Origin of the sequence: Pseudomonas sp. MTM4, from assembly GCF_019355055.1 — a bacterium.
Classification (GTDB): domain Bacteria; phylum Pseudomonadota; class Gammaproteobacteria; order Pseudomonadales; family Pseudomonadaceae; genus Stutzerimonas.
Genome location: NZ_CP048411.1, coordinates 970597 through 993413 on the forward strand (window position 1 = coordinate 970597; position 22817 = coordinate 993413).

A 22817-nucleotide genomic window follows, 5' to 3' on the forward strand; every position below is an offset into this window, starting at 1 on the left:
CGGAGCGCTCGCTTCAAGCCGTGCCGGGATAACTCGTAGAGGCACGCAGGGTATCGGCGATGGCCTGGGCGGCGACCGAGAGCTCGTGGCCGGGCTTGGTCAGTATGCCCACCGGTTTCTCGATCACCGGATCACCCAGCGCGACACAACAAGCCCCGACTTCCAGCATCTGCTCGCGGCACAGCGCCGGCACGGCGCTCACGCCCAAGCCACTGGCGACCATGCGCCCAACCGTTGCCAGCTGATGACTTTCGAACTGCACCGGAAGGTTACGCCCGCGCTGCCGCAGATGATCCTCGAGCATGAAACGCACGGTAGAGGGCCGCTGCAAGGTGATGAAAGGTTGTTGCAGCAGCGCCTCCCAACTCACTTCGGTCTGGCTCGCCAGCGCCGAGTCGGCGGGCACCACAGCCACGAAGCGATCGGTGTATAGCGGCGTGAAACTCAGCGGCGTGGTGGGTTCGGGCTCGAAGGCGATGCCCAGCTCGACCTGCCGGTCGCGAACCATGTCCATCACCTGCTCGTTGATCACGTCATGCACGGTGACGCTGATCGATGGATATTGCTGGCGAAAGGTGCCGAGCACGGCCGGTAACAGGTTGCCGGCAAACGAGGGCATCGAAGCCAGCACCACGCGCCCCTGCTTCAGAGTGAAGCGCTGACGCAGCTCGTCCTCGGCGTTATCCCAATCAGCCAGCAATCGACGCGCCAGCGGCAACAGGGCTTCACCTTCCGGCGTCAGGCTCACCGCGCGGGTGGTGCGGCTGAACAACCGCCCGCCTAATCCGTCCTCCAGGGATTTGATCGTCAGGCTCAGCGCCGATTGCGATAGGTGTAGACGCTCACCGGCCTGCGCGAAGCTTAAGGTATGCGCCACGGCAAGAAAGGCGCGCAGCTGTTTGATGGTCATCGATTTGCATCCGGATCGAGGTGCAGCAGCGAACAGCAGCCGCTGGATTATTCTGTTTAGTCAATTAATAACGCTTAAAAATCAACTTAACAAATCTAATCGCGACGCAGACACTCGGATTCAACGACTACCAACAACAAGAAGGAATGGTTTATGGCTGGTTTCGACAAACGCGTCAGCACCTATGCCGAAGCCCTTGAAGGGCTGCAGGACGGCATGACCGTACTGGCTGGCGGTTTCGGTCTGTGCGGCATCCCGGAGAACCTGATCGCCGAGATCAAGCGCAAGGGCACTCGCGATCTGACGGTGGTTTCCAATAACTGCGGCGTCGACGGTTTCGGCCTCGGCGTGCTGCTGGAAGACCGGCAGATCAGCAAGATGATCGCCTCCTACGTGGGCGAAAACGCGTTGTTCGAAAAGCAGCTGCTCAATGGCGAGCTGGAAGTCGAGCTGACACCTCAAGGCACGCTGGCCGAGAAGATGCGCGCAGGCGGCGCCGGCATTCCGGCCTTCTATACCGCCACCGGCTACGGCACGCCCATCGCCGAAGGCAAGGACGTGCGTGAATTCAATGGCCGTCCGCACATCCTCGAACATGCCATCACCGGCGACTTCGCCATCGTCAAAGGCTGGAAGGCCGACCGCTACGGCAACGTCATCTACCGCCACACTGCGCAGAACTTCAATCCGCTGGCCGCAGCCGCAGGGAAGATCACCGTGGTCGAAGTCGAGGAAATCGTCGAGCCCGGCGAAATCGATCCCACCCAGATCCATACCCCCGGCATCTACGTCGACCGCATCATCTGCGGCACCTTCGAAAAGCGCATCGAGAAGCGCACCGTCCGCAGCTGAAATCCATCCTTGGTTCAAAGAATAAGAGATCAAGACCATGGCTTTAACCCGCGAACAAATGGCCCAGCGCGTCGCTCATGAATTGCAGGACGGCTACTACGTAAACCTCGGCATCGGCATCCCGACGCTGGTCGCCAACTACGTGCCCGAAGGCATGGAAGTGATGCTGCAATCGGAGAACGGCCTGCTCGGCATGGGCGCCTTCCCTACCGAGCAGGAGCTCGACGCTGACATGATCAACGCCGGCAAGCAGACCGTCACCGCCCGCGTCGGCGCCTCCATTTTCAACTCTGCCGAATCCTTCGCGATGATCCGCGGCGGGCACATCGACCTCACCGTGCTCGGCGCTTTCGAAGTCGACGTACAGGGCAACATCGCCTCCTGGATGATCCCGGGCAAGCTGGTCAAGGGCATGGGCGGCGCGATGGACCTGGTCGCTGGCGCCGAGAACATCATCGTACTGATGACCCACGCCTCGAAGGACGGCGAGTCCAAGCTGCTGCCCAAGTGCACCCTGCCGCTGACCGGCGCCGGCTGCATCAAGCGCGTGCTGACCGATCTGGCCTATCTTGAAATCGAGAACGGTGCCTTCATCCTCAAGGAACGCGCCCCCGGCGTGAGCGTCGAGGAGATCATCGCCAAGACCGCCGGTGAACTGGTAGTGCCTGATCATGTACCGGAAATGACCTTCGGCTGATCAAGCGCCGAACAGGGCCTCGCGGTGCGCTGGTCGCACGCGGGGCTTTTCCCGTTTTGAATCCAGGAGATTCGCCATGCAAGACGTCGTCATCGTTGCCGCCACCCGTACCGCCATCGGCTCCTTTCAGGGCGCCCTGGCCAACATCACCGCGCCGGACCTGGGCGCTGCCGTGATCAAGCGTCTGCTCGAACAGACTGGGCTGAATCCCTCCGAGGTCGATGAAGTGATTCTCGGCCAGGTGCTGACTGCTGGCGCCGGTCAGAACCCGGCGCGCCAGGCCTCGGTCAAGGCCGGCCTGCCGCACGAAGTGCCGTCCTTCACGCTGAACAAGGTCTGCGGCTCGGGGCTCAAAGCGCTGCACCTGGCCACCCAAGCCATCCGCTGCGGCGACGCCGAAGTGATTATCGCCGGCGGTCAGGAAAACATGAGTCTGGCACCCTACGTCCTGCCCAAGGCCCGTACCGGTTTGCGCATGGGTCATGCCGAGCTGGTCGACTCGATGATCAGCGACGGTCTCTGGGATGCCTTCAACGATTTCCACATGGGCATCACCGCCGAGAATCTGGTCGACAAGTACGGCATCAGCCGTGAAGCACAGGATGCCTTCGCCGCCTCGTCGCAGCAGAAAGCCGTCGCCGCCATCGAAGCCGGTCGCTTCAAGGATGAAATCACGCCAATCGAGATTCCTCAGCGCAAGGGCGAGCCGCTGCGCTTCGATACCGACGAGCAACCGCGTGCCGGTACCACGGCCGACGCGCTGGCCAAGCTCAGGGCCGCATTCAAGAAAGACGGCTCGGTCACCGCCGGTAACGCCTCCAGTCTCAACGACGGCGCCGCCGCCGTGCTGTTGATGAGCGCGGACAAGGCCAAGGCGCTTGGCCTGCCGGTGCTGGCGCGGATCAAGGCGTACGCCAATGCGGGCGTCGACCCGGCGATCATGGGCATCGCGCCGGTTTCGGCAACACGCCGCTGCCTGGACAAAGCCGGTTGGTCGCTGGATGAGCTCGACCTGATCGAAGCCAACGAAGCCTTCGCCGCACAGGCGCTGTCGGTCGGCCAAGAATTGGGCTGGGATGCCAGCAAGGTCAACGTCAACGGCGGCGCCATCGCGCTCGGTCACCCCATCGGCGCGTCGGGCTGCCGAATCCTGGTGACGCTGCTGCACGAGATGATCCGCCGCGACGCCAAAAAGGGCCTCGCCACCCTGTGCATCGGTGGCGGTCAGGGTGTTGCGCTGGCGATCGAACGCAACTGAACGGCGCTAGGGTCTGTTGCCGTTTCGTGCGCGGCCGCGCCGGAGCCTGTTTTTGCGCGAGGCAAGGCCGCGCCCGCTCCCGGCGGGCTTGCGGCATTCACTCCATCCATGGAGATCGCACGAGGAGTGAAGTTTGGTTGTTCCAAATGAGCGACGAGAAACGCCGCATCGTGCAAAAACAGGCCCGGCCCGAAGGGTTGCGCGGCAAATCTCGCCATGCGGCGTTGCGGGACTTGGCAAGGGAACCACCATTACCTGCGTCCCGCGTCTTGCCTGGCGAGATTTGGCGCAGCAACGCGGCTCGCGACGAAACGGCAACAGACCCTAGACCAAATCACATAGGGAGGGTTCTGAACCGCGGTCCTGAGAACCGCCTGAATACATCGATGAAATAACGGCGCGCGCCACGCACGCGCGCCGCTCATAACAAAGAAAACAACACAGGATCACAACCATGCTCGGCGCCGTTACCTCTTTGAGCGTAAAGCTCGTACAGCGATACCTACCCTCACCCTTCGTTTTCGCCATTCTTCTCAGTCTCATCGTGCTGGCCGCCAGCATGCTCGTCACCGGTCAGGGCCTGCCGGCCATGGCGAAGCACTGGGGCACAGGCTTCTGGAATTTGCTCACCTTCGCCATGCAGATGGCGCTGATTCTCGTCACCGGGCACGCGCTTGCCAGCGCACCGGCCATTCACCGCCTACTCGCGGGCCTTGCCCGCATCGCGCGCACCCCTGGCCGCGCCATCGTGCTGGTCACGTTGGTGGGCTTGGCCGGTTCCTGGATCAACTGGGGCTTCGGCCTGGTGATCGGTGCAGTCTTCGCCCGTGCGCTGGCCCGTGAGGTCAAAGGCGTCGACTACCCACTGCTGGTGGCCGCTGCCTATTCTGGCTTCCTCATCTGGCATGGCGGCCTGTCCGGCTCGGTTCCGCTGTCACTCGCCACTGGCGGCGCTGACCTGGAGCGCATGACCGGCGGTGTAATCACCGGTGCCATTGGTGTCGGCGATACGCTGTTCACCACGCTGAACCTGACCATCATCGCGCTGCTGGTCATCGGCCTGCCGATCCTCAATTGGGCCATGCATCCCAAGCAGCCGAAAGTTGCCGATCCCGCGCTGCTGCTGGAGCCGGAACATCAGCCGCTGCCACGCGAGACGCTGGCCCAGCGCATGGACGACAGCCGCATCCTCAACCTGATCATCGTCGCGCTAGGTGCGGTGTATTTCGTTTACTACTTCGCCGAGAACGGCTTCGCCCTGACGCTCAATATCGTCATCGGCCTGTTCCTTTTCATCGGCCTGCTGCTGCACGGCTCGCCCGAGCGCTACATGCGTGCAGTGCAAGACGGTATTGGCGGGATCAGCGGCATCGTCATCCAGTTTCCCTTCTACGCGGGAATCATGGGCATGATGGTCGGCGCCAACGCCGAGGGCCTGTCGCTGGGCAAGCAGATCACCGAGTCGTTCATCGCCTCGTCGTCGGCCGATACCTTCCCGGTGCTGGCCTTCCTCAGCGCCGGTCTGGTCAACGTTTTCGTACCGTCTGGTGGCGGCCAGTGGGCCGTACAAGGACCGATCATGCTGCCGGCCGGCCAGGCGCTCGGTGTGACGCCGGCGGTGACGGCCATGGCCATCGCCTGGGGTGATGCCTGGACCAATATGATCCAGCCGTTCTGGGCGCTGCCAATCCTCGGCATTGTCGGCCTCGGCGCGCGCGACATCATGGGTTATTGCTTGTTGATCTTGGTGTACTCAGGCTTGGTCATTTCCGGCTGCTTCTATTTCCTTGGCTGATAGAAACAGGGCAGGCGCCGCAATGGCCCTGCCCTTTCGGTTCCCACCGCGCGGCAATCCAAGCGGCTCCGACAACCCGGTTCTGAACTTCTCCCCCACGGGTTCGATACTACGTTCAGAACAGTCGTCTGGCCCTACTCGGCGATGGCGAGACCGGGTCAGAGGAATGAATCCTCCACGGCTTCGTCTGCTGGTCTTCTTGGATTTCTTTCTTACCGTCTCATCACGAGCACATTGAACGCTGCCGGCGTTAGGAGAGGCTCTGGAATCACCGTTTCGCTTCTTTTCCCCGTCATATCCGCTCGTCTGCCTGAAGATCGGAACAGATGAACGGTGCAACTTTTTCTTACAACTCTGAGTCGCAGTTAACGGACCGAGGCTTAACACCTGCGCTAGCGATTGATTGAAATCCTAGCTGCAAGGATTGGCTGTCGAGTTTGGGATGAGGTGTGGATACCTCGACGAACGCGTCGATAGCAGCCGCTTTGTGGTAGCTCTCGGGCAGTCGCTGTCCTGATGTCGAAGGGCAGCAGAAGAGACTCAGGGAAAGGGAAAAGGACGATGCTCTTCAACTCCATGGTGTTCATCGCCGGGTTTCTGCCGGTGGTTCTTCTTGGCTTCATCCTCCTTGCGGGCAGTGGTAGACAACGGCTTGCAGCCATCTGGCTAACGCTGGCGTCGCTGGTGTTTTACGGCTGGTGGAACCCGGCTTACGTGCCGCTGCTGGTCGGCAGCATGGCGTTCAACTACCTGATCGGCGGCTACCTGATGCGCCGGCCGTCGCGCACGCTACTGGTGCTGGGTGTCGCCGCCAACGTGGCGTTGCTCGGCTACTACAAATACACCGGTTTTCTGTTCGGCACGCTCGACGATGCCTTCGGCCTGGGCTGGTCGGTGGGCGACATCATCCTGCCCTTGGCGATTTCCTTTTTTACCTTCCAGCAGATCGCCTATCTGGTCGATGCCCATGATGGCGAAGTGAGCGAGCACGACTTCGTCAATTACTGCCTGTTCATCACGTTCTTCCCGCAGCTGATCGCCGGCCCGATTACTCACCACAGCGAGATGCTCAAGCAGTTCAAGGATCACAGCACCTTTCGTCCTCGGCTGGACAACCTCTCCCTGGGACTGACGGTGTTTCTGCTCGGCCTGTTCAAGAAGGTAATCATCGCCGACCCGCTAGGCGCCAAGGCCTCGCCAATCTTCGCCGTTGCCGCCGACGGCACCGTGCCGGCGCTGTACGACGCCTGGTTCGGCGCCCTCACCTACACGCTGCAGATTTATTTCGATTTCTCCGGCTACAGCGACATGGCTATCGGGCTCGGCCTGATGTTCGGCCTGCGCTTGCCGATGAATTTCAACAGCCCGTTCAAGGCGCACAACCTCATCGACTACTGGTCGCGCTGGCATATGACGCTGACGCGCTTTCTCACAGCCTATATCTACAACCCCATCGTCATGCGGATCACGCGCTCGCGGATGGCCATCGGCAAGCCGCTGCCTCGTCGCGGCAAGATGAGCTTGAGCACCTTCGTCGTGCTGGTCGCCTATCCCACCGTGCTGACCATGTTCATCTCCGGCGTCTGGCACGGCGCGGGCTGGCAGTTCGTGGTGTTCGGCCTGCTGCATGGTTTTTACCTGGTGGTCGCCCATGGCTTTCGCGCCTACAAGGCGCGCCGCGGCCTGCAGCTCGATAGCGACAAGCTCTGGCACCACTGTTGCGCCGTGCTGCTGACTTTCCTCTGCGTGGTCGTGGCCATGGTGTTCTTCCGCGCCGAAAGCGTTGCGGCGGCGATGGCGATCCTGTCGGGCATGGCCGGCTTGAGCGAGCTGAATACCAAGCTCGACAAGTCGGACTATCTCACCGTCGCGTTGCTGCTCGCCTTCGTCTGGTTCATGCCCAACGTGCAGCAGTGGATGGCGCGCTTTCGCACCACCCTGGATGCACAGCCGAACGAAAGCTGGCTGCTGCGCTGGATACCGATTGCCTCTTGGAATCCGACTCCGGTGATTGGCGTCGCCATCGGCGTGCTGGGTTTCTTCGCCCTTGCCGTGGCGTTCTCCGTCGCCCCTACCGAGTTTCTCTACTTCCAGTTCTGACATTCCAGCTGACGCAAAAGGAGTTAATGGCTAATGGATCAGCTTCTCTGGCTAGCCGAACATTCAGACCTGAGCGCCGCGATCAGCGAGGCCAAGCGCGAACCCGACCCACTCACACGCCTAGCAGCGGCTGTACGACTCGCGGGGTATCGGCGGGACTTCACCCTGACGACCCGCCTGGATAGGTTGGCAAGCGAGGGCTTGCAAGCGGTTGCCGGCGGCGAGGCGTCCGTCTCGGGCTTGCGTCCTTTGCGTATCGCCCTACTCTCGTCCCATACGGTCGATCACTTGGTGCCGGCGATTCGCGTGGCCGGGTTGCAACGGCGGCTGGCACCCTCAGTTCACGTCGCGCCTTATGGCATGTACCGCCAGGCACTGCTAATGGACGACCCAGCTCTGGCGAGCTTTGCTCCGCAACTGATCGTTCTGGCGCTGGATGCCCGCGACGCGCCTCTGCAACTGCCGCTGGAGGCCTCATCGGAGAACGTGAATGCAGCGGTGACCGAGCGTGTCGACGAGCTGCGCCTGCTCTGGCGCCGCGCCCGCGAGCGCTATTCCGCACAGGTGGTGCAGCAGACCATCGTGCCAGCCGATCCGCCGGTCTTCGGCTCGTTCGAAGCCTTGGTCCCGGCCTCACCCTGGGCTCTGGTCGAGCGCCTTAACGCAGCCATCCGCAGCGCCGCCCGAGAAGACAGCGTGCTGCTGATGGATCTCGCCTGGGAAGCGGCGCGCGGCAGCTACGGCGATGGCTTGGCCGAACCGCTGCGCTGGCATCAGGCCAAGCAGCTGGTGAGCCCGAACCTGGCGCCTCTGTATGGCGACCAACTGGCGCGCATCGCTGCCGCCAGCATCGGCCTGTCGCGCAAATGCCTGGTGCTGGATCTGGACAACACGCTGTGGGGCGGCGTGGTCGGTGACGATGGCGTCGACGGCATTCATCTTGGCCAGGGCTCGCCCAACGGCGAAGCCTTTCTCGCCTTCCAGCGTTACGCGGCGCTGCTGGCGCGTCGCGGGATTATCCTCGCGGTGTGCAGCAAGAACGATCCGAGCGTCGCCGAGGCGGCGTTCAAGCATCCAGAAATGGCGCTCAAGCGCAGCGATATCGCCGCCTTCGTCGCAAACTGGGAAGACAAGGCCGGCAACCTGCGGCGTATCGCCTCGATGCTGGATATCGGGCTGGACAGCCTGGTCTTCGTCGATGACAACCCGGCCGAGCGCGACATCGTGCGTCGCGAACTTCCCGAAGTCGCCGTCCCGGAATTGCCCGACGACGTGGCCGATTATCCAGCGCGTGTCGCGGCGGCCGGCTACTTCGAGGCGACCTCCTTCACCTCGGACGACGCCACGCGCGGGCGCAACTACGCGCTGAACGCCAAGCGCAAGGCGGCCATGAGCCAGGCCACCGACATGGAAGGTTATCTGCGCGGCCTGGAAATGGTGCTGACCGCAACGCCAATCGGCGCCGCCGAACTCGCCCGCAGCACGCAACTGATCAACAAGACCAACCAGTTCAACCTCACGACGCGCCGCTACAGCGAGGCGGAGGTCGAGCGCATCGCCAATGACCCGCGCTCGGTGGCATTAGCGATGCGTCTGGCCGACAAGTTCGGCGACAACGGGTTGATCAGTGTCGTGCTGGCCAGACCGGATGCGGCGGTCGCCGACGACGAACTGCTGATCGACAGCTGGCTGATGAGCTGCCGTGTGCTCGGTCGACAGGTCGAAGAAGCCGTTCTCGACGTACTCGCCGAGGCCGCCAAAGCGGCTGGCTACCGCGCGCTGATCGGCGAATACCGCGCCACCGAACGCAACGGCATGGTCGCCGAGCACTATCCCCGGCTGGGCTTCGTCCAGCACACATCTACCGCCGATGCCGCCAGCGAGGCGACCTTCTGGCGCTACGAACTCACTTCCACCCGCACGCCCCGCCACTTCATCGAGGTAAAGGCATGACCGAAGCAGAGGTAATCAACGCACTCACCCAGGTTTTCCACGACGTATTCGACGACGACAGCATCGTGCTCTCGCCGGAGCTGACCGCCAATGACATCGAGGGCTGGGACAGCCAGACCCACGTCATGCTCACGGTCGCTGCGGAACAGCGCTTCGGCATCAAGTTCCGCACGGCGGAGTTGGAGTCGCTGCGTAACGTCGGGCACTTCGCCCAGATCATCAGCGCCAAGCTCGAAGGGAGGTAGGTAATGCCGCATACCGCCGAGGTATCCATGGACGGGAGCACCGCCCAACAGGGTGCAGGCAGCACGGCCAGCGCACCTGAGCGGGTGAATTCGCGGTATCTGCTGTCGCTGTTCGCCGGCCTATTCGGTGCCCTGACGCTGTTCTGCCTGAGCCTGCTGGGCCTGGACCGGACCGGCAACCTGCCGCCGCCGGCGTTCTCCAACAACCTGTGCGTCGATGAGAAGCTTAATTTTCTGCGGAACAACCCGATTCGCTCGCCTAATCTGCTGATCATCGGCTCATCGGTGGCCTGGCGGCATGTGGACGGCAATGTCCTGACCAAGGCGCTGCCAGAAACACGCCCCATGAACGGTGCCTTCTGCGGCCTGTTCGCCAACCAGTCGGTTTATGTCGGGCATTGGCTGCTCGACCGCGAGCCGAGCATCCGCAGCGTGGTCATGATCGCCGATCCGCAGGATTTCGCCGGCTGCTGGAAAGTACCGACGGCGGTGTTCAACCGTGCGCACGTCGACCCTTACGTTTATGAAGGCGCATCGCACTGGGGCTATTACATGCGCTATTTCGCGCCAAAATCCCTCGCGCGTAACGCCCTGACCGTCAAGGCGCAGCGCGCCGGCCAGATCGAATGGGACCCGTTGGTATTCAATCGCTTCGGTGATGGTCCGTTGATCACCCGCAACACCCGTCATCTGATGTATGGCCGTCCGGATGCGCTGGACGACAACTGCTTCGATGCGCTGCGCGAAATGAGCGCACGGCTGCAACGCGAAGATCGCAGCCTGATGGTCGTCTCCACCCCGCTGCACCCGCAGTGGAAAGAACAATACGATCCGGACGGCACCTTTCTCGCCGACTTCGATAAACGCATCGCCGCAGCGCTGGGTGCCACTGGCACCTACTGGAACGCTGACAAGGACTGGAGCACGCCGGTGAGCTCCTTCGTCGATGCGGTGCACCTACGGTGGTCCGCTGCGCAGACCTTTACCGAGGCGCTGGCTGAGCAGATACGCCGAGCCGAAGCCGGCCCGGTGGCACCAACCATGCTGAAAACCGCCTCCTCACCCTGATCCGTCACGATGAAAAGCCCGGTCGCCGCATCTGGCAACCGGGCTTTCAATAGGCCTTCGGAAATCTTCCAACAGCATTCGCCGCGAGTCGCGCCTCCCACAAGTATGGGACGCGCCTCTAACTTTCGTGGGAGGCCCGACCTCGGGGCGAAGCTTTTGACAGAACTCGGATTGATGAAGCCCTTTGCCCGCTCAGCCCCTACCCGCTTTTTGGCATCAACGCGACGCGGGCATCACCCGCCCTCGGCACTCGCCAAAGCCGATCGAGGCGAACCCATCCCGACGGCAACGAGCCTTCAGGATGATCTCGTCGCCGTCCTCAAGGAAGGTACGCGTCTCGCCGCTAGGCAGTTCCAGCGCATGCTTGCCGCCCTGGGTGATTTCCAGCAGGCTGCCAAGGCTGTCGGCGCTCGCACCGGACAGGGTGCCAGAGCCGAACAGGTCGCCCGGTTGCAGACTGCAGCCGTTGACACTGTGGTGCGCGACCATCTGCGCCACGGTCCAGTACATGTTCGTCGTGCTGCTCAGTGCGATTCGCTGTGCCGGCAGGGCCTGTTCACGCATGGCCGCGGTCAGCAGCAGGACTTCCAGTTCGATATCCAGCGCGCCCTGCTGCTGATCCTGTTCGTCGTACAGATACGGCAGCGGTCGCGGATCGCCTTCGGGGCGCGTCGGTTGGGCGCAGCGGAAAGGCTCCAGTGCTTCGGGCGTCACTACCCAAGGCGACACGCTGGTAGCGAAGCTCTTGGACAGGAACGGACCCAGCGGCTGGTATTCCCAAGCCTGCAGATCGCGAGCGGACCAATCGTTGAGCAGGCAGAAACCGGCGACATGGCTGGCTGCCTCGCCAATGGCAATCGCCTCGCCGCGCGCGTTGCCCTGGCCGATCCAGATGCCCAGTTCCAGCTCATAATCCAGCCGCTTGCTCGGGCCGAAGCTCGGCTCGCTGGCGCCCGGCGGCATGGTCTGGCCGTTGGGGCGCTTCACCGTTGCGCCGGACACATCGATGGTCGAGGCACGGCCGTGATAGCCGATAGGCACGTACTTGTAGTTTGGCAGCAGCGGGTTGTCCGGACGGAACAGCTTGCCGACGTTGTTGGCGTGGTGGATGCCGACGTAGAAATCGGTGTAGTCGCCCACCTTGGCCGGCATGTGCATATGGCAGCGATTCATCGGCTTCAGCAGCGACTCACCCATGCCTTGCAGGCGTTCACGCTGCGCACTGCCTTCACCGAGCAGCTCCAGCAGCGCGCCGCGCAGTGCCTTGCGAGCCGATGCACCGAGGGCAAAGAAGGCGTTGAGGCTGCTTCCACTGGCCGCTTTCGCCGCCCCCAGCGCCTGGCCGTCGAACAAGCCGGCGTCGCAGGCAGCGCCCAAATCGAAAATGAAATCGCCGATGGCGACGCCACCACGCGGCTCGCCGCCGTCACGGCTGAACACGCCCAGCGGCAGGTTGGCGAGGGAGAAGTCCGAATGGCCGTTGGCCGACTCGACCCAGCTGCAAAGTTCTGTGTGTCCGGTCATGTCATTTCTCATTCTTGTCGAAGGTCTTGGCCAGGCCGGCCCAGCAGCTATCGTAATCGCTCTGCAGCTGCGGGCTCTCCAACGCCTGGCGTGTGGGGCGAAGCACCTGGCCGGTCTCGAACATGAAGGCCATGGTGTTCTCGATCTTGTGCGGTTTGAGTTCGGCGTTGATCGCCTGTTCAGTTGAAACCTGATCAGGGCCATGCGCGCTCATGCAGTTATGCAGCGATGCGCCGCCGGGCGAGAAGCCGTCGGCCTTGGCATCGTAGGCGCCATCGATCAGGCCCATGAATTCGTTCATCAGGTTGCGGTGAAACCACGGCGGACGGAAGGTGTTTTCCGCCACCATCCAGCGCGGCGGGAAGATTACGAAGTCGATATTGGCCATGCCGTGGATGGCGCTCGGCGAGGTCAGCACCGTGAAGATTGATGGATCAGGGTGGTCGAAGCTGACCGTGCCGATGGTGTTGAAACGGCGCAGGTCGTATTTGTAGGGCACGTTGTTGCCGTGCCAGGCGACCACGTCCAGCGGCGAGTGATCGAGTTCAGTCATCCAGAGCTCGCCGAGGAATTTCTGCACCAGCTGCACCGGCTCGTCGCGCTCCTCGAAGTGGGCGACCGGCGTAAGAAAGTCACGCGGATTGGCCAGGCCATTGCTGCCGATCGGGCCAAGGTCTGGCAGGCGCAGCGCGCAGCCGTGGTTCTCGCAAACGTAGCCGCGCGCCGTCGCTTCGAGCAACTCGACACGAAAGCGCATGCCGCGCGGAATCACTGCGATCTCCAACGGCGCAACATTCAGCACGCCCAGCTCGGTGACGAGCTTCAGCGCGCCCTGCTGCGGCACGATCAGCAGCTCGCCGTCCGCATTGAAGAAGACCCGCTCCATCGACACGTTCGCCGCGTAACGATAAATGCTCGCCCCCGCCGGCTGGCCGGGTTCGGCGTTGGCCGTTATGCACATCAGGCCATCGAGGAAATCGGTCGCCGCTTCGGGGAAAGGCTCAGGACTCCAACGCAACCGGTTAGGCGTGACCGGCCCCAACTCGTTGCCGAGCTGGCGACCCAGGCGCTGGTATTGGCCGTGGTTGGCCGAGGGGCGAATGCGATACAGCCAGGTCCGCCGCGCTTCACTGCGCGGCACGGTGAATGCGGTGCCGGAAAACAGTTCGGTATAGAGCCCGTACGGCACTTTCTGCGGTGAGTTCTGACCGACCGGCAGCGCACCGGGCAGCGCCTCGCTGCTGAATTCATTGCCGAAGCCGGACAGGTATCGAGAGGTTTCTTGTTGTGGTTGCATAGCCGTCTCTCTTTTTAGCGTAATGCGTTTACGCAAAAAGTAATTTGAAGTCGACAAGGCGTCAAGCTATAAACAGCGCCTTCTCCAGGCTGGCAATGAAAGGACAGTCACATTCATGGCAGACAGTAACGCGGACACGGCGCCCCGCCGACAGAAAGTGCAGGCCGCCGAGGTGGGCACGGACATCCTCACGGCACTGGCCGAACTGGCCCCGGCGACATCGCTGTCGCGCCTGGCTGAACACGTCGGCATGCCCGCCAGCAAGGTCCATCGTTACCTGCAGGCCTTGATGGCCAGCGGCTTCGCCGAGCAAGACCCGCTGACCAATCACTACGGGCTGGGTCGCGCCGCCCTGTTCGTCGGCCTGGCGGCACTGGGTCGGCTGGACGTCGTGAAGCTGGCCACCCCGCACTTGGCGCAGCTGCGCGACGAACTCAACGAAACCTGCTTTCTCGCCGTATGGGGCAACCGCGGCCCGGCCGTCGTGCATGTCGAGCAGGCGGTGCGGGCCGTCACGCTGGTGACACAGGTCGGCTCGGTGCTGCCGCTACTGGGATCGTCCACCGGCTTGGTGTTCAACGCCTTCATGCCAAACGCGGAAACTGCCGAGCTGCGCGAAGAGGAACTGCAACGGCCGTCGGCGCCCTCCTCCGCAGCGCTGGCCGCGACCATGAAAGAACTGCAGCGCACCCACATTCAACACGTGCACGGCCTGCTGATGGCGGGCGTCAATGCACTCTCTGCGCCGATATTCAGTGGCAATCAGCAATTGGCGGGCGTCATCACGATCGTCGGCGCCGAGCCCGGTTTCATGGCCGATGCGGATGGCGAAGCCGCGCAGCAGTTGCTGAAGGTGGCACGTGCGATCAGTGAGCGGATGGGGGCTTCCTTTCAATGAGGGTGTCTGGCTGCAGATAAGCCCTTCAGGGCATTGGATGCTCGGCCAAGGCTCGGCGAAAGGCTTGTGCGACCGGACCGAGCGGCTCGTCCAGACGGTGCGCCAGGTAGGCCTCATATGCCACTTGGCTGTTTCGTCCGAGATCCGAAATACCCAGGCGTACCAGTTGGCCCGCGTCGAGATCGTCCTGCACCTGCCATGCCGGCAACCGGCCCCAGCCGAGGCCTGCGCGGATGAGCGCGAACTTCACGCCCTGCGTGTTTACCCGGCAGGTATACGGCGAGAGGACGCCGAACGCTCGGCCTCCCGACAATGGAGACGGGTCGGCTAGCACGATTTGCTGATGGTCGGCGAGATCCGGTAACCCTAGCAGCGCTCCGCCAGCCGATTTGGTGGCGAGCGGATGATCGCGATGCACCACGGCAATCTGCGCCACCGAGCCGATCGCTTCCAGAGCGATCCTCGGGTTGCGGAAATCCTCCCCCACAATGACGGCGAGCGTGCAGCGCTTCTCATCCAGTGCTGCAAGCGGCCCGCCTAGCGGTAAGGACTCCAGGCTGAAGGTGATTGCAGGATAGTCCTCACGCACCCTGATCATCGCCGCCGCCACCGTAGCGATTGGGAACAGGGTGTCGACCACCAGCGACAATTCGGATTCGACCCCCTCACCCAGCGAGCGGGCACGTGCCCGCATGGCATCCGCTCTGAGAAGGAGGTCGCGAGCATTGGCTAGCAACGCTTTTCCTTCAGGCGTCAGTACGGGCCGATAGCCGGTGCGGTCGAACAGTTGCAGACCCAGCTCGCCCTCCAGATTGGCAATCGCATGGCTGACTGCCGACTGCACGCGCAGCAAACGCGCGGCGCCAGAACGAAAGCTGCCACTGTCGACCACAGTAACGAAGGTGCGAATCTGATCCAGCGTTAACCCGTTCAGCATGATCTTCTCCGTAGATCAAGACGTTCGGTTTTTTATCACTCTTGCAGAGCATTGGGAATGGATAGGCTAATCCCGTAGTCCACAACGCTAGCGGGTGACCGACATGACGAAAGTACTGGTGCTCTATTACTCCTCCTATGGCCATATCGAAACGCTCGCCCAGGCGGTCGCTGAAGGTGCTCGTCAGGCCGGCGCATCGGCGGTAATCAAACGCGTCCCTGAGCTGGTGCCCGAACATGTCACTGAACGGGCCGGCTACAAGCTGAACCAACCTGCCAACGTAGCTACCGTGTCGGAGCTGCCTGATTACGACGCCATCGTGATCGGCACGCCCACGCGCTTCGGCAACATGGCATCGCAGATGAAGAACTTTCTCGATCAATGCGGCGGGTTGTGGTTCGAGGACAAACTGGTCGGCAAAGCGGGCGGCGCGTTCACTTCGACAGGGAGCCAGCATGGAGGCCAGGAAAGCACGCTCCTGGCGACGCACACAGTGCTGCTCCATCTGGGCATGGTCGTGGTTGGGCTGCCTTACAGCTTCAAAGGGCAACTGCGGATGGACGCGATTACCGGAGGCACGCCATACGGTGCTTCGACACTCGCTGACGACGGCAACGGTGGCAACCGTCAACCGAGCGACAACGAGCTGGACGGCGCTCGTTTCCAGGGGTGGCATGTCGCCCGAGTTGCAGCGGCGCTCGCGGCGTCCCCCATCGGAGTGCCGCAGTGAACGCCGAGGCCTCCACCAGGGCAATCGTCTGGGTGATTCTGGGTTGTGGCGTCGTGGCGGCCTTGCATGTAGGCAAGGCCGCCATCGCGACGCCAATGCTTCAGGTGGATCTGCAGTTGAACCTCGGCGAGGTCGGCTGGCTTACCGGGATATTCGCTGTGCTGGGACTGCTTGGCGGCGTGCCGGCCGGTGCCTTGGTGACGGCCGCCGGTGATCGAAGAATGTTGCTGCTGGGGCTGGGGGTGATGACCCTCGCAGGCGCGGCTGGTGCGATCGCACCTTCGTATCCCATTCTCTTGGCCTCCCGGCTTTTGGAGGGGCTCGGTTTTCTTCTGATCACGGTGGCCGGGCCGGCGCTCTTGCAGCGTCTCACGACCGGTTCGCAGCGCGATATGGCGTTTTCGCTTTGGAGCTGCTTCATGCCATGCGGGCTGGCCATTGCGATGCTGACCGGGCCGCTATTCCATACATGGCAGTCGTTCTGGTGGTCGAGCGCGGGCCTCGCAGCGGCTGTCGCACTTGTGGTGGTTTTTTGCGTACCGCGCGGCGCAACGCCTGGTGGCCAGCGTCTGCGACGCATGGTTGAAGATATTCGCCGCTTGCTGTCCTCCAGCGGAACGTCCTTGCTGGCACTCTGTTTTGCGCTCTACAGCCTAATGTTCTTCGCATTGTTCAGCTTTTTGCCGGTCTTGCTGATGGAGCGCATGGGCGTCTCTCACCACAGCGCCGGGCTGTTGGCCGCACTGGCAAGCGCCATCAACGCCAGCGGTAACCTTGCGGCCGGTTATCTAATGGCGCGTGGGGTCGGCCGCGCTTCACTCATCGTCTGTGCGAGCAGCGTCATGGGGGTGGCCGGGCTCGGCATATTTCTCGACCTCTTCCCGGCATTACCGACGTTCGTGTTGTGCATCTTTTTTTCCGCAGTGGGCGGGCTGATCCCCGCGACGTTGCTGGCTTCCGCACCACTGCTTTCCCCTAACGCGGCGCTCGTGCCGATCGCCGTCGGCTTGATCATGCAAGGAAGCAATCTCGGGCAACTGCTTGGCCCGGTGGCCGTGGGGAGCGTAACCGCAGCATTCGGCTGGGGCGCGGCCGGTGCGGTAGTGGTCGTTTCGGCGATAGCGGCTTGTGCAATCGGGTGCGTTCTGCGTACGTCTTTCCAACGCAGCGAGTCATTTAGACGAAGGCTGCCGAATCACGATAGCTGAGGCGCGTCAGGGCTCGCTTCGTCACTCAACCGATTTCGACTGATGTTCGATCACGCTGATCTGGCCGTCGACCTCCAGCACGGCGTAACGCACCTCGGCGATATCTTCGATGCCGTGCTTGCGCAGATTTGCCGAGACTTCCTGCTCGGTCAGCTTTTCCTTGCGCAGATTGTTCTGTAGCAGCTGCCCGTTGTGAATCAGCAGAGTCGGCGAATCCTGAGTCACCTGCCGCAGGCGCGGGAAATAGAACTCGGCGAGATTGAAGATGTAGTCCCAGACGACGATCACCAACCCCATCAACAGCAGATCACCCAGCGACATGGCATCCCCACGGATGCCGTCGGCCGCCAGGCTGCCGATGATCACCAGCGCGATCATGTCGTTGGGCGACAGGCTGCCCGAATGGCGTTTGGGCGCCAGACGCAACACTATGGCCAACAGCAGGTAAACCGCCGAGCCGCGCAAGGCGATTTCCCAGAGCGAGGTCTCAATGCCGAGATCTTCAAACATGTCAGGTTCCTGAGCGGGCCGATGTACCCATCAGACCCGACGAGACGGCCAACCTCGCCCGCACCGCCAGCCCATTTATCTGAAACCGCTATGCTCGTCATCGGAACGACAACCTTCGGCCCAAAAATGGCAGTGACAAACCGGAGACGTCATGAAAGAACTCAGACAACGCGCCATCGAAGGCCTTGCAGTAGGTGACGAGTTCGTCGTGACCCGCACATTCACAACGGATGAAATTCTGCAGTTCGCGCACCTGTCGCGGGACTACAATCCGGTCCATCTCGACGAACCTTATGCACAACTACGCAACTTCAAGGCACCGGTTTCCCACGGTTTACTGACCGCCAGCCTGCTGACCGAGATCGGCGGACAGATCGGCTGGCTGGCCTCCGGCATGACGTTCCGCTTCAAGCGGCCGGTCTATGCCGACGAAGCTCTCTCCTGCCGCTGGATCATCACTGACATCGACGAACGCGGCCGTGCCAGGGCACAGGTCACCACCACCAATCCCGATGGCGTAGTCGTCCTCGAAGCTGAAACCACCGGCGTCATACCGGGCAACGAGGAACGGGCGCGCCTCGCTGCGATGGTTGCCGAGGGCGACCCAACCAATGGCGTGATCGATCACTGAAGCCCCCCGCGTCGGGCCCGTGATATTTGTCCAAACCGCTCATCGAGGTTGATGGCTTTTGCCATTGTTGCGGGGCCGAGGCGGAGCCAATATCCAAGGACCAATAACAAGAAACCCAGGAGCCAGACATGCGCGACTACGCCACTGCGGCCAGCGAGTTCGATTACGACCAAACGGTCGCGGCGATTCTTTCTGGTGATCTCTCGGCCATGAATGCCTGTGTCGAGTGCTGCGACCGCCACGCAGACTCGGACAAGGTCGCCCTCGTCTGGGAAGGCCGCGACGGCCAGCGCGCCACATGGACCTTCGCGCAACTCAAGGAAGCCGCCGCGCGCTTCGCCAATCTGCTGGACAGCCACGGCATCAAGCCGGGCGACACCGTCGCAGGTCTGCTGCCGCGCACGCCGGAATTGCTGATCACCATTCTTGGTACCTGGCGCGTCGGCGCTATCTATCAGCCGCTATTTACTGCCTTCGGCCCCAAAGCGGTCGAACATCGAATTAAGGAATCCGGCGCGAAAATGGTCGTCACCGACGCGACCAACAGCGAGAAGCTGGACGCCATCGAAGCGGCGCCGCGCCGGCTTGTCGTGGGCAACGGCGCTGATGATTTCTGGACGCAGGTGAATCACCAGTCGACTGCGTTCGAGCCGGTGCTTCTGGGCGGCGAAGCACCCTTTCTCGCGATGTTCACCTCCGGCACCACGGGGCCTGCGAAGCAACTGCATGTACCGCTGAAGGCCATCGTGGCATTCGTCACCTACATGCGGGACGCGGTCGACCTTCGGCCCGAAGACAACTTCTGGAACATCGCCGATCCAGGCTGGGCGTACGGCCTTTATTACGCCGTCACGGGCCCGCTCGCCATGGGGCACAGCACGCTGTTCTATGAAGGCGGGTTCACCGTAGACAGCACCTGCCGCGTGGTCCGCGAATACGGCATCACCAACATGGCCGGCTCCCCTACCGCATTCCGCTTGCTGCTGGCGGCTCGCAACGAGGTGGAAGCGCAGATCAAGGGCCGCCTGCGTGCCGTGAGCAGTGCCGGCGAACCGCTCACTCCGGAGGTCATCCGCTGGTTCAGCACCGGCCTCGGTTGCACCATCCACGACCACTACGGCCAGACCGAACTCGGCATGGTGTTGTGCAATCACCACGCATTGAGCCACCCGGTCAGCATCGGAACGGCGGGCTACGCCATGCCCGGACACCGCGTCGTGGTGCTGGACGAACAGCAGCGCGAGTTGGAGCCAGGCACGCCCGGCATGCTGGCGCTGGACCGTCGCCGCTCGCCGTTGCTCTGGTTCTCAGGCTACGTGGGCACTAAAACCAAAGCCTTCGTTAGCGACTACTACCTGAGCGGCGACACCGTTGAGTTGAATACCGACGGCAGCATCAGCTTCGTAGGCCGCGCCGATGACGTGATCACCACATCCGGCTATCGCGTCGGCCCCTTCGATGTGGAAAGCGCGCTGGTCGAGCATCCGACGGTGATCGAGGCGGCGGTTATCGGCAAACCCGATCCGGAGCGCACCGAACTGGTGAAGGCGTTCGTGGTGCTGCATGCCGGCCATGAGGGCGACGCCGCGCTGGCCGAACAGCTGCAGCAACATGTACGTCAGCGTCTGTCCGCCCACGCCTACCCGCGCGAGATCGAGTTCGTCAGCGAACTGCCTAAAACCCCGAGCGGCAAGATCCAGCGATTCCTGTTGCGTGATCGGGAAAAGTCCACACAGCCATCGCCAACGGTAACCAGCTGAAGCCGAGGTCGGGGAGCAGACGCTGGCCATCGTGGCGTGACGGGTTGCGCGCAAGCTGCTAAATGCTCCCCCTTCCAGCACCTCAGCTGTCTGGCAATAGGCTTCTCACTCGCCCCGTAGGCGCACAGCCCGGCATGGCCGCATCGGGCGAGCATTACTTGTAGTAAGGAACATGCATGAACGTTTCGACCGAAGATCGCTACCTGCCGACCGAGCACGGCGAGGTGTTCACCCGCCATTGGCGTACAAGCCACTCGCGCAAGACGCCCATCGTCCTGCTGCACGACTCGCTCGGTTGCGTCGAACTATGGCGCGACTTTCCCGAGCGGCTCGCGGCGGCCACCGCACGCGATGTCATCGCCTACGATCGCTTGGGCTTCGGCCGTTCCGCACCGCATCCGGGCGGCTGGTCGAACCGCTTCATTCGCGACGAGGCCGAGCTTTTTTTCCCGCCGGTAAGGCAGGCGCTGGACATTGAGCACTTCATCCTCTTCGGCCACAGCGTCGGCGGCGCCATGGCGGCCAGCATCGCGGCGCGCTACCCGCACCAATGCCGCGCCTTGATCACCGAGTCGGCCCAAGCCTTCGTCGAAGCGCGGACGCTGGAGGGCATTCGGCAAGCCCAGGCGGCCTTCGCCGAACCCGGCCAGATGGAACGGCTGAGCAAATATCATGGCGACAAGGCCGCATGGGTGCTCTCGGCCTGGATCGACACCTGGCTGTCCGAGACCTACGCCGACTGGACACTGGAAGAAACCGCGCCGAGCATCGCCTGCCCGCTGCTGGCCATTCATGGTCTCGAAGACGAATACGGCTCCGAAACGCACCCACAACGCATCGTCGAGCTAGGGCGCGGCCCCGTGCAGAAATTGCTGCTGGATAATTGCCATCACGTCCCGCATCGCGAGCAACCGGAGGTTGTCGTCGAGGCGGTTGTGCGGTTTCTTCAAGCTGCGTGGCAGCCTGCGAGTGCTGCCGCTGCAAGCGCACCGGGTTGTATTTAGGTTAGGTTGATTCGGATTTGCGAACGAAAAAAGGCCCGCCAATGGCGGGCCAAGAGCACGCAGCAGTAATTCGTTCAGCGGGAGCAATAGAACCGCAGCTACAGGATCGAGAACGGAAAGTTGAATATCAGGCGATTCTCGTCGAGGTCTCGGGCGTTAATCTCGGAGCGAAAGCTTGAGTTACGCCACTTTATGTTGAGGTTTTTCGCCGGGCCGCTCTGGATGGTGTAAGCCAGTTCGGTATCGCGGCCCCACTCCTCGCCGTCTTCGGTATTGGCTGTTCTGATGTTGTCGCCGCTGATGTAGCGATTCATCAGGGTCAGGCCAGGGATGCCTAATGCGGCGAAGTTGTAGTCGTGACGCAGCTGCCAGGAACGCTCGCCAGCATTGTCGTAGCTGTTGTTGAAGCTGTCGTTGGCCACCGAGCCGCCGTTAGTGCCGTTGACGCGCATCCATGCGTCGCCACTGACCTTCTGCAAGCCGACGTAGAAGGTGCTGCCGGCAGCCTTCAGGCCGAACAGGCCGGAGTAGGTCTTGTTGTCCAGCTCGCCGGCACGGGCGCTGCCATCTTCGTCACCCTGGAAATAGCCGAGGTTGGCGGTCAGAGCGAAGCCTGCGCCCAGCGGCTGGGTATGCAGCAGCTGTACGTACTGCTGCTCGTAAACATCCTTCAACTCAGCGGTCCACAGGCCCACGGTGGTGCGTTTGTCATTGAAGGCGTATTCGCCACCGATGTAGTTGAAGCGGTCTGAGACGCCACCGCCAAAGCTCATGTCGTCCATGCTCGCGTCGTCGCGCACGCTGTTCTGGCGGAACTGGCCGGCAGAGAGCATCAGCCCATCGAACTCGCGCGAAGTGATCATGCCGCCCTGAAAGGTCTGCGGCAGCGAGCGACCATCGTCCGAACGCAGAATCGGAAGTACCGGCATCATTTCGCCAACTCTCAGTTCGGTATTCGATATCTTGACCTTTGCAGCTACGCCCAAGCGACCATAGTCGTCGACCGGGCGTCCGTTGCTATCGCGCGGCAACAGGGCCGTACCGGTAGTGCCGCGGCCGCCGTCGAGCTTGACCGCTAGACCAGCAATCAGGTCGACGCCAAAGCCGACCGGGCCGGGGGTGTAACCGGATTGGGCATTTAGAAAGAAGCTCTGGGTCCATTCCTCGGCCTTGCTGCGAGTGATGGAGTCGTCGCGAAACTCACGACCGATGTAGAAGTTGCGCGCGTTCACGGTGATCTTAGTGTCTTCGGCGAATCCCTCGGCACCGGCAGTCAGCGGGACAAAAGCGGCGACGGTTGCGGCGAGCGAGGTGGGTGCGAGGATGCGGCTTGCTTGGGTGATGTGGTGTTTCATTGTTGTTGTTTTCCTTTTTCAAGGTTGAGGGCTCCCCGCCGCCGTTGCGGATGTCGAAAGCGAGGGGGAGTAGTGCTGCCGCACA

The 22817-nt window shown here is 62.4% G+C and carries 20 protein-coding genes; 14 read left to right on the plus strand and 6 right to left on the minus strand.

Annotation, left to right across the window (positions count from 1 at the left end):
- Window positions 1-13: 13 nt before the first annotated feature.
- A complete protein-coding gene (locus GYM54_RS04315; RefSeq protein ID WP_197445144.1) occupies window positions 14-910 on the minus strand; it encodes a LysR family transcriptional regulator in 897 nt (298 codons plus the stop codon).
- A 153-nt stretch (window positions 911-1063) separates the two neighbouring features.
- On the opposite strand from GYM54_RS04315, the gene GYM54_RS04320 reads away from it, so the two are divergent.
- The 8 genes from GYM54_RS04320 (at window position 1064) to GYM54_RS04355 (ending at window position 10878) form a co-directional block, all read left to right on the plus strand.
- Window positions 1064-1762, plus strand: coding sequence for a CoA transferase subunit A (locus tag GYM54_RS04320; protein ID WP_131651571.1), 699 nt, complete (start codon window positions 1064-1066; stop codon window positions 1760-1762).
- 37 nt (window positions 1763-1799) lie between these two features.
- A complete protein-coding gene (locus tag GYM54_RS04325) occupies window positions 1800-2459 on the plus strand; it encodes a CoA transferase subunit B (protein WP_131651572.1) in 660 nt (219 codons plus the stop codon).
- A 76-nt stretch (window positions 2460-2535) separates the two neighbouring features.
- Window positions 2536-3717: an acetyl-CoA C-acetyltransferase gene (locus GYM54_RS04330; protein WP_197445145.1), complete on the plus strand. Its 1182-nt coding sequence runs from the start codon at window positions 2536-2538 to the stop codon at window positions 3715-3717.
- Between the two features lie 454 nt (window positions 3718-4171).
- Entirely contained in the window at window positions 4172-5512 is a 1341-nt protein-coding gene (locus GYM54_RS04335; protein WP_131651575.1) for a short-chain fatty acid transporter, read from the plus strand.
- 561 nt (window positions 5513-6073) lie between these two features.
- Complete coding sequence (locus GYM54_RS04340) at window positions 6074-7612, plus strand: MBOAT family protein (protein ID WP_181104200.1); 1539 nt, start codon at window positions 6074-6076, stop codon at window positions 7610-7612.
- A gap of 33 nt (window positions 7613-7645) precedes the next feature.
- Complete coding sequence (locus tag GYM54_RS04345; RefSeq protein WP_181104202.1) at window positions 7646-9565, plus strand: HAD-IIIC family phosphatase; 1920 nt, start codon at window positions 7646-7648, stop codon at window positions 9563-9565.
- Window positions 9562-9810 (plus strand): acyl carrier protein, encoded by a 249-nt coding sequence (locus GYM54_RS04350; protein ID WP_181104204.1) that lies wholly within the window; start codon window positions 9562-9564, stop codon window positions 9808-9810. Before GYM54_RS04345 ends, GYM54_RS04350 begins: the two co-directional genes overlap by 4 nt.
- 3 nt (window positions 9811-9813) lie before the next feature.
- On the plus strand, window positions 9814-10878 hold the full coding sequence (locus GYM54_RS04355; protein WP_374105181.1) for a hypothetical protein: 1065 nt from the start codon (window positions 9814-9816) through the stop codon (window positions 10876-10878).
- A 216-nt stretch (window positions 10879-11094) separates the two neighbouring features.
- On the opposite strand, the gene fahA is transcribed toward GYM54_RS04355, so the two are convergent.
- Together fahA and hmgA are read right to left on the minus strand one after the other, a co-directional pair.
- On the minus strand, window positions 11095-12402 hold the full coding sequence (gene fahA, locus GYM54_RS04360; RefSeq protein WP_181104206.1) for a fumarylacetoacetase: 1308 nt from the start codon (window positions 12400-12402) through the stop codon (window positions 11095-11097).
- A gap of 1 nt (window position 12403) precedes the next feature.
- Complete coding sequence (gene hmgA / locus GYM54_RS04365; RefSeq protein WP_181104209.1) at window positions 12404-13699, minus strand: homogentisate 1,2-dioxygenase; 1296 nt, start codon at window positions 13697-13699, stop codon at window positions 12404-12406.
- Between the two features lie 115 nt (window positions 13700-13814).
- Here hmgA and GYM54_RS04370 point away from each other — a divergent pair, with 115 nt between their 5' ends.
- Window positions 13815-14597, plus strand: a complete 783-nt coding sequence (locus tag GYM54_RS04370) for an IclR family transcriptional regulator (protein ID WP_181104211.1) — start codon at window positions 13815-13817, stop codon at window positions 14595-14597.
- 25 nt (window positions 14598-14622) lie between these two features.
- Here GYM54_RS04370 and GYM54_RS04375 read toward each other — a convergent pair whose 3' ends face one another.
- The gene (locus tag GYM54_RS04375; RefSeq protein WP_181104213.1) at window positions 14623-15534 is read right to left on the minus strand and encodes a LysR family transcriptional regulator; all 912 of its coding nucleotides are present in this window, start codon (window positions 15532-15534) and stop codon (window positions 14623-14625) included.
- A 103-nt stretch (window positions 15535-15637) separates the two neighbouring features.
- On the opposite strand from GYM54_RS04375, the gene wrbA reads away from it, so the two are divergent.
- Window positions 15638-16264, plus strand: coding sequence for an NAD(P)H:quinone oxidoreductase (gene wrbA, locus GYM54_RS04380; protein ID WP_197445146.1), 627 nt, complete (start codon window positions 15638-15640; stop codon window positions 16262-16264).
- Window positions 16261-17472, plus strand: coding sequence for a CynX/NimT family MFS transporter (locus GYM54_RS04385; RefSeq protein ID WP_231752174.1), 1212 nt, complete (start codon window positions 16261-16263; stop codon window positions 17470-17472). The genes wrbA and GYM54_RS04385 overlap by 4 nt, the downstream gene beginning before the upstream one ends.
- Before the next feature lie 21 nt (window positions 17473-17493).
- On the opposite strand, the gene GYM54_RS04390 is transcribed toward GYM54_RS04385, so the two are convergent.
- Window positions 17494-17982: a DUF421 domain-containing protein gene (locus tag GYM54_RS04390; RefSeq protein WP_181104221.1), complete on the minus strand. Its 489-nt coding sequence runs from the start codon at window positions 17980-17982 to the stop codon at window positions 17494-17496.
- A 151-nt stretch (window positions 17983-18133) separates the two neighbouring features.
- Here GYM54_RS04390 and GYM54_RS04395 point away from each other — a divergent pair, with 151 nt between their 5' ends.
- From GYM54_RS04395 to GYM54_RS04405, 3 genes are all read left to right on the plus strand, one after another.
- Window positions 18134-18613, plus strand: coding sequence for a MaoC family dehydratase (locus tag GYM54_RS04395; protein ID WP_131651589.1), 480 nt, complete (start codon window positions 18134-18136; stop codon window positions 18611-18613).
- Between the two features lie 128 nt (window positions 18614-18741).
- Complete coding sequence (locus GYM54_RS04400; RefSeq protein WP_197445147.1) at window positions 18742-20373, plus strand: AMP-binding protein; 1632 nt, start codon at window positions 18742-18744, stop codon at window positions 20371-20373.
- A 176-nt stretch (window positions 20374-20549) separates the two neighbouring features.
- A complete protein-coding gene (locus tag GYM54_RS04405) occupies window positions 20550-21377 on the plus strand; it encodes an alpha/beta fold hydrolase (protein ID WP_197445148.1) in 828 nt (275 codons plus the stop codon).
- A gap of 98 nt (window positions 21378-21475) precedes the next feature.
- On the opposite strand, the gene GYM54_RS04410 is transcribed toward GYM54_RS04405, so the two are convergent.
- A complete protein-coding gene (locus tag GYM54_RS04410) occupies window positions 21476-22732 on the minus strand; it encodes an OprD family porin (RefSeq protein WP_197445149.1) in 1257 nt (418 codons plus the stop codon).
- Window positions 22733-22817 lie beyond the last annotated feature (85 nt).

What these genes read in the sequence shown, in the direction of transcription:
- GYM54_RS04400 (WP_197445147.1), top strand. Translation starts at nt 18,742, where the DNA reads ATGCGCGACTACGCCACTGCGGCCAGCGAGTTCGATTACGACCAAACG.
- GYM54_RS04355 (WP_374105181.1), top strand. Translation starts at nt 9,814, where the DNA reads ATGCCGCATACCGCCGAGGTATCCATGGACGGGAGCACCGCCCAACAG.
- GYM54_RS04370 (WP_181104211.1), top strand. Translation starts at nt 13,815, where the DNA reads ATGGCAGACAGTAACGCGGACACGGCGCCCCGCCGACAGAAAGTGCAG.
- GYM54_RS04395 (WP_131651589.1), top strand. Translation starts at nt 18,134, where the DNA reads ATGAAAGAACTCAGACAACGCGCCATCGAAGGCCTTGCAGTAGGTGAC.
- GYM54_RS04315 (WP_197445144.1), bottom strand. Translation starts at nt 910, where the DNA reads ATGACCATCAAACAGCTGCGCGCCTTTCTTGCCGTGGCGCATACCTTA.
- GYM54_RS04410 (WP_197445149.1), bottom strand. Translation starts at nt 22,732, where the DNA reads ATGAAACACCACATCACCCAAGCAAGCCGCATCCTCGCACCCACCTCG.
- GYM54_RS04350 (WP_181104204.1), top strand. Translation starts at nt 9,562, where the DNA reads ATGACCGAAGCAGAGGTAATCAACGCACTCACCCAGGTTTTCCACGAC.
- wrbA (WP_197445146.1), top strand. Translation starts at nt 15,638, where the DNA reads ATGACGAAAGTACTGGTGCTCTATTACTCCTCCTATGGCCATATCGAA.
- GYM54_RS04345 (WP_181104202.1), top strand. Translation starts at nt 7,646, where the DNA reads ATGGATCAGCTTCTCTGGCTAGCCGAACATTCAGACCTGAGCGCCGCG.
- GYM54_RS04320 (WP_131651571.1), top strand. Translation starts at nt 1,064, where the DNA reads ATGGCTGGTTTCGACAAACGCGTCAGCACCTATGCCGAAGCCCTTGAA.
- GYM54_RS04340 (WP_181104200.1), top strand. Translation starts at nt 6,074, where the DNA reads ATGCTCTTCAACTCCATGGTGTTCATCGCCGGGTTTCTGCCGGTGGTT.
- hmgA (WP_181104209.1), bottom strand. Translation starts at nt 13,699, where the DNA reads ATGCAACCACAACAAGAAACCTCTCGATACCTGTCCGGCTTCGGCAAT.
- GYM54_RS04335 (WP_131651575.1), top strand. Translation starts at nt 4,172, where the DNA reads ATGCTCGGCGCCGTTACCTCTTTGAGCGTAAAGCTCGTACAGCGATAC.
- GYM54_RS04390 (WP_181104221.1), bottom strand. Translation starts at nt 17,982, where the DNA reads ATGTTTGAAGATCTCGGCATTGAGACCTCGCTCTGGGAAATCGCCTTG.
- GYM54_RS04330 (WP_197445145.1), top strand. Translation starts at nt 2,536, where the DNA reads ATGCAAGACGTCGTCATCGTTGCCGCCACCCGTACCGCCATCGGCTCC.
- GYM54_RS04325 (WP_131651572.1), top strand. Translation starts at nt 1,800, where the DNA reads ATGGCTTTAACCCGCGAACAAATGGCCCAGCGCGTCGCTCATGAATTG.
- fahA (WP_181104206.1), bottom strand. Translation starts at nt 12,402, where the DNA reads ATGACCGGACACACAGAACTTTGCAGCTGGGTCGAGTCGGCCAACGGC.
- GYM54_RS04375 (WP_181104213.1), bottom strand. Translation starts at nt 15,534, where the DNA reads ATGCTGAACGGGTTAACGCTGGATCAGATTCGCACCTTCGTTACTGTG.
- GYM54_RS04405 (WP_197445148.1), top strand. Translation starts at nt 20,550, where the DNA reads ATGAACGTTTCGACCGAAGATCGCTACCTGCCGACCGAGCACGGCGAG.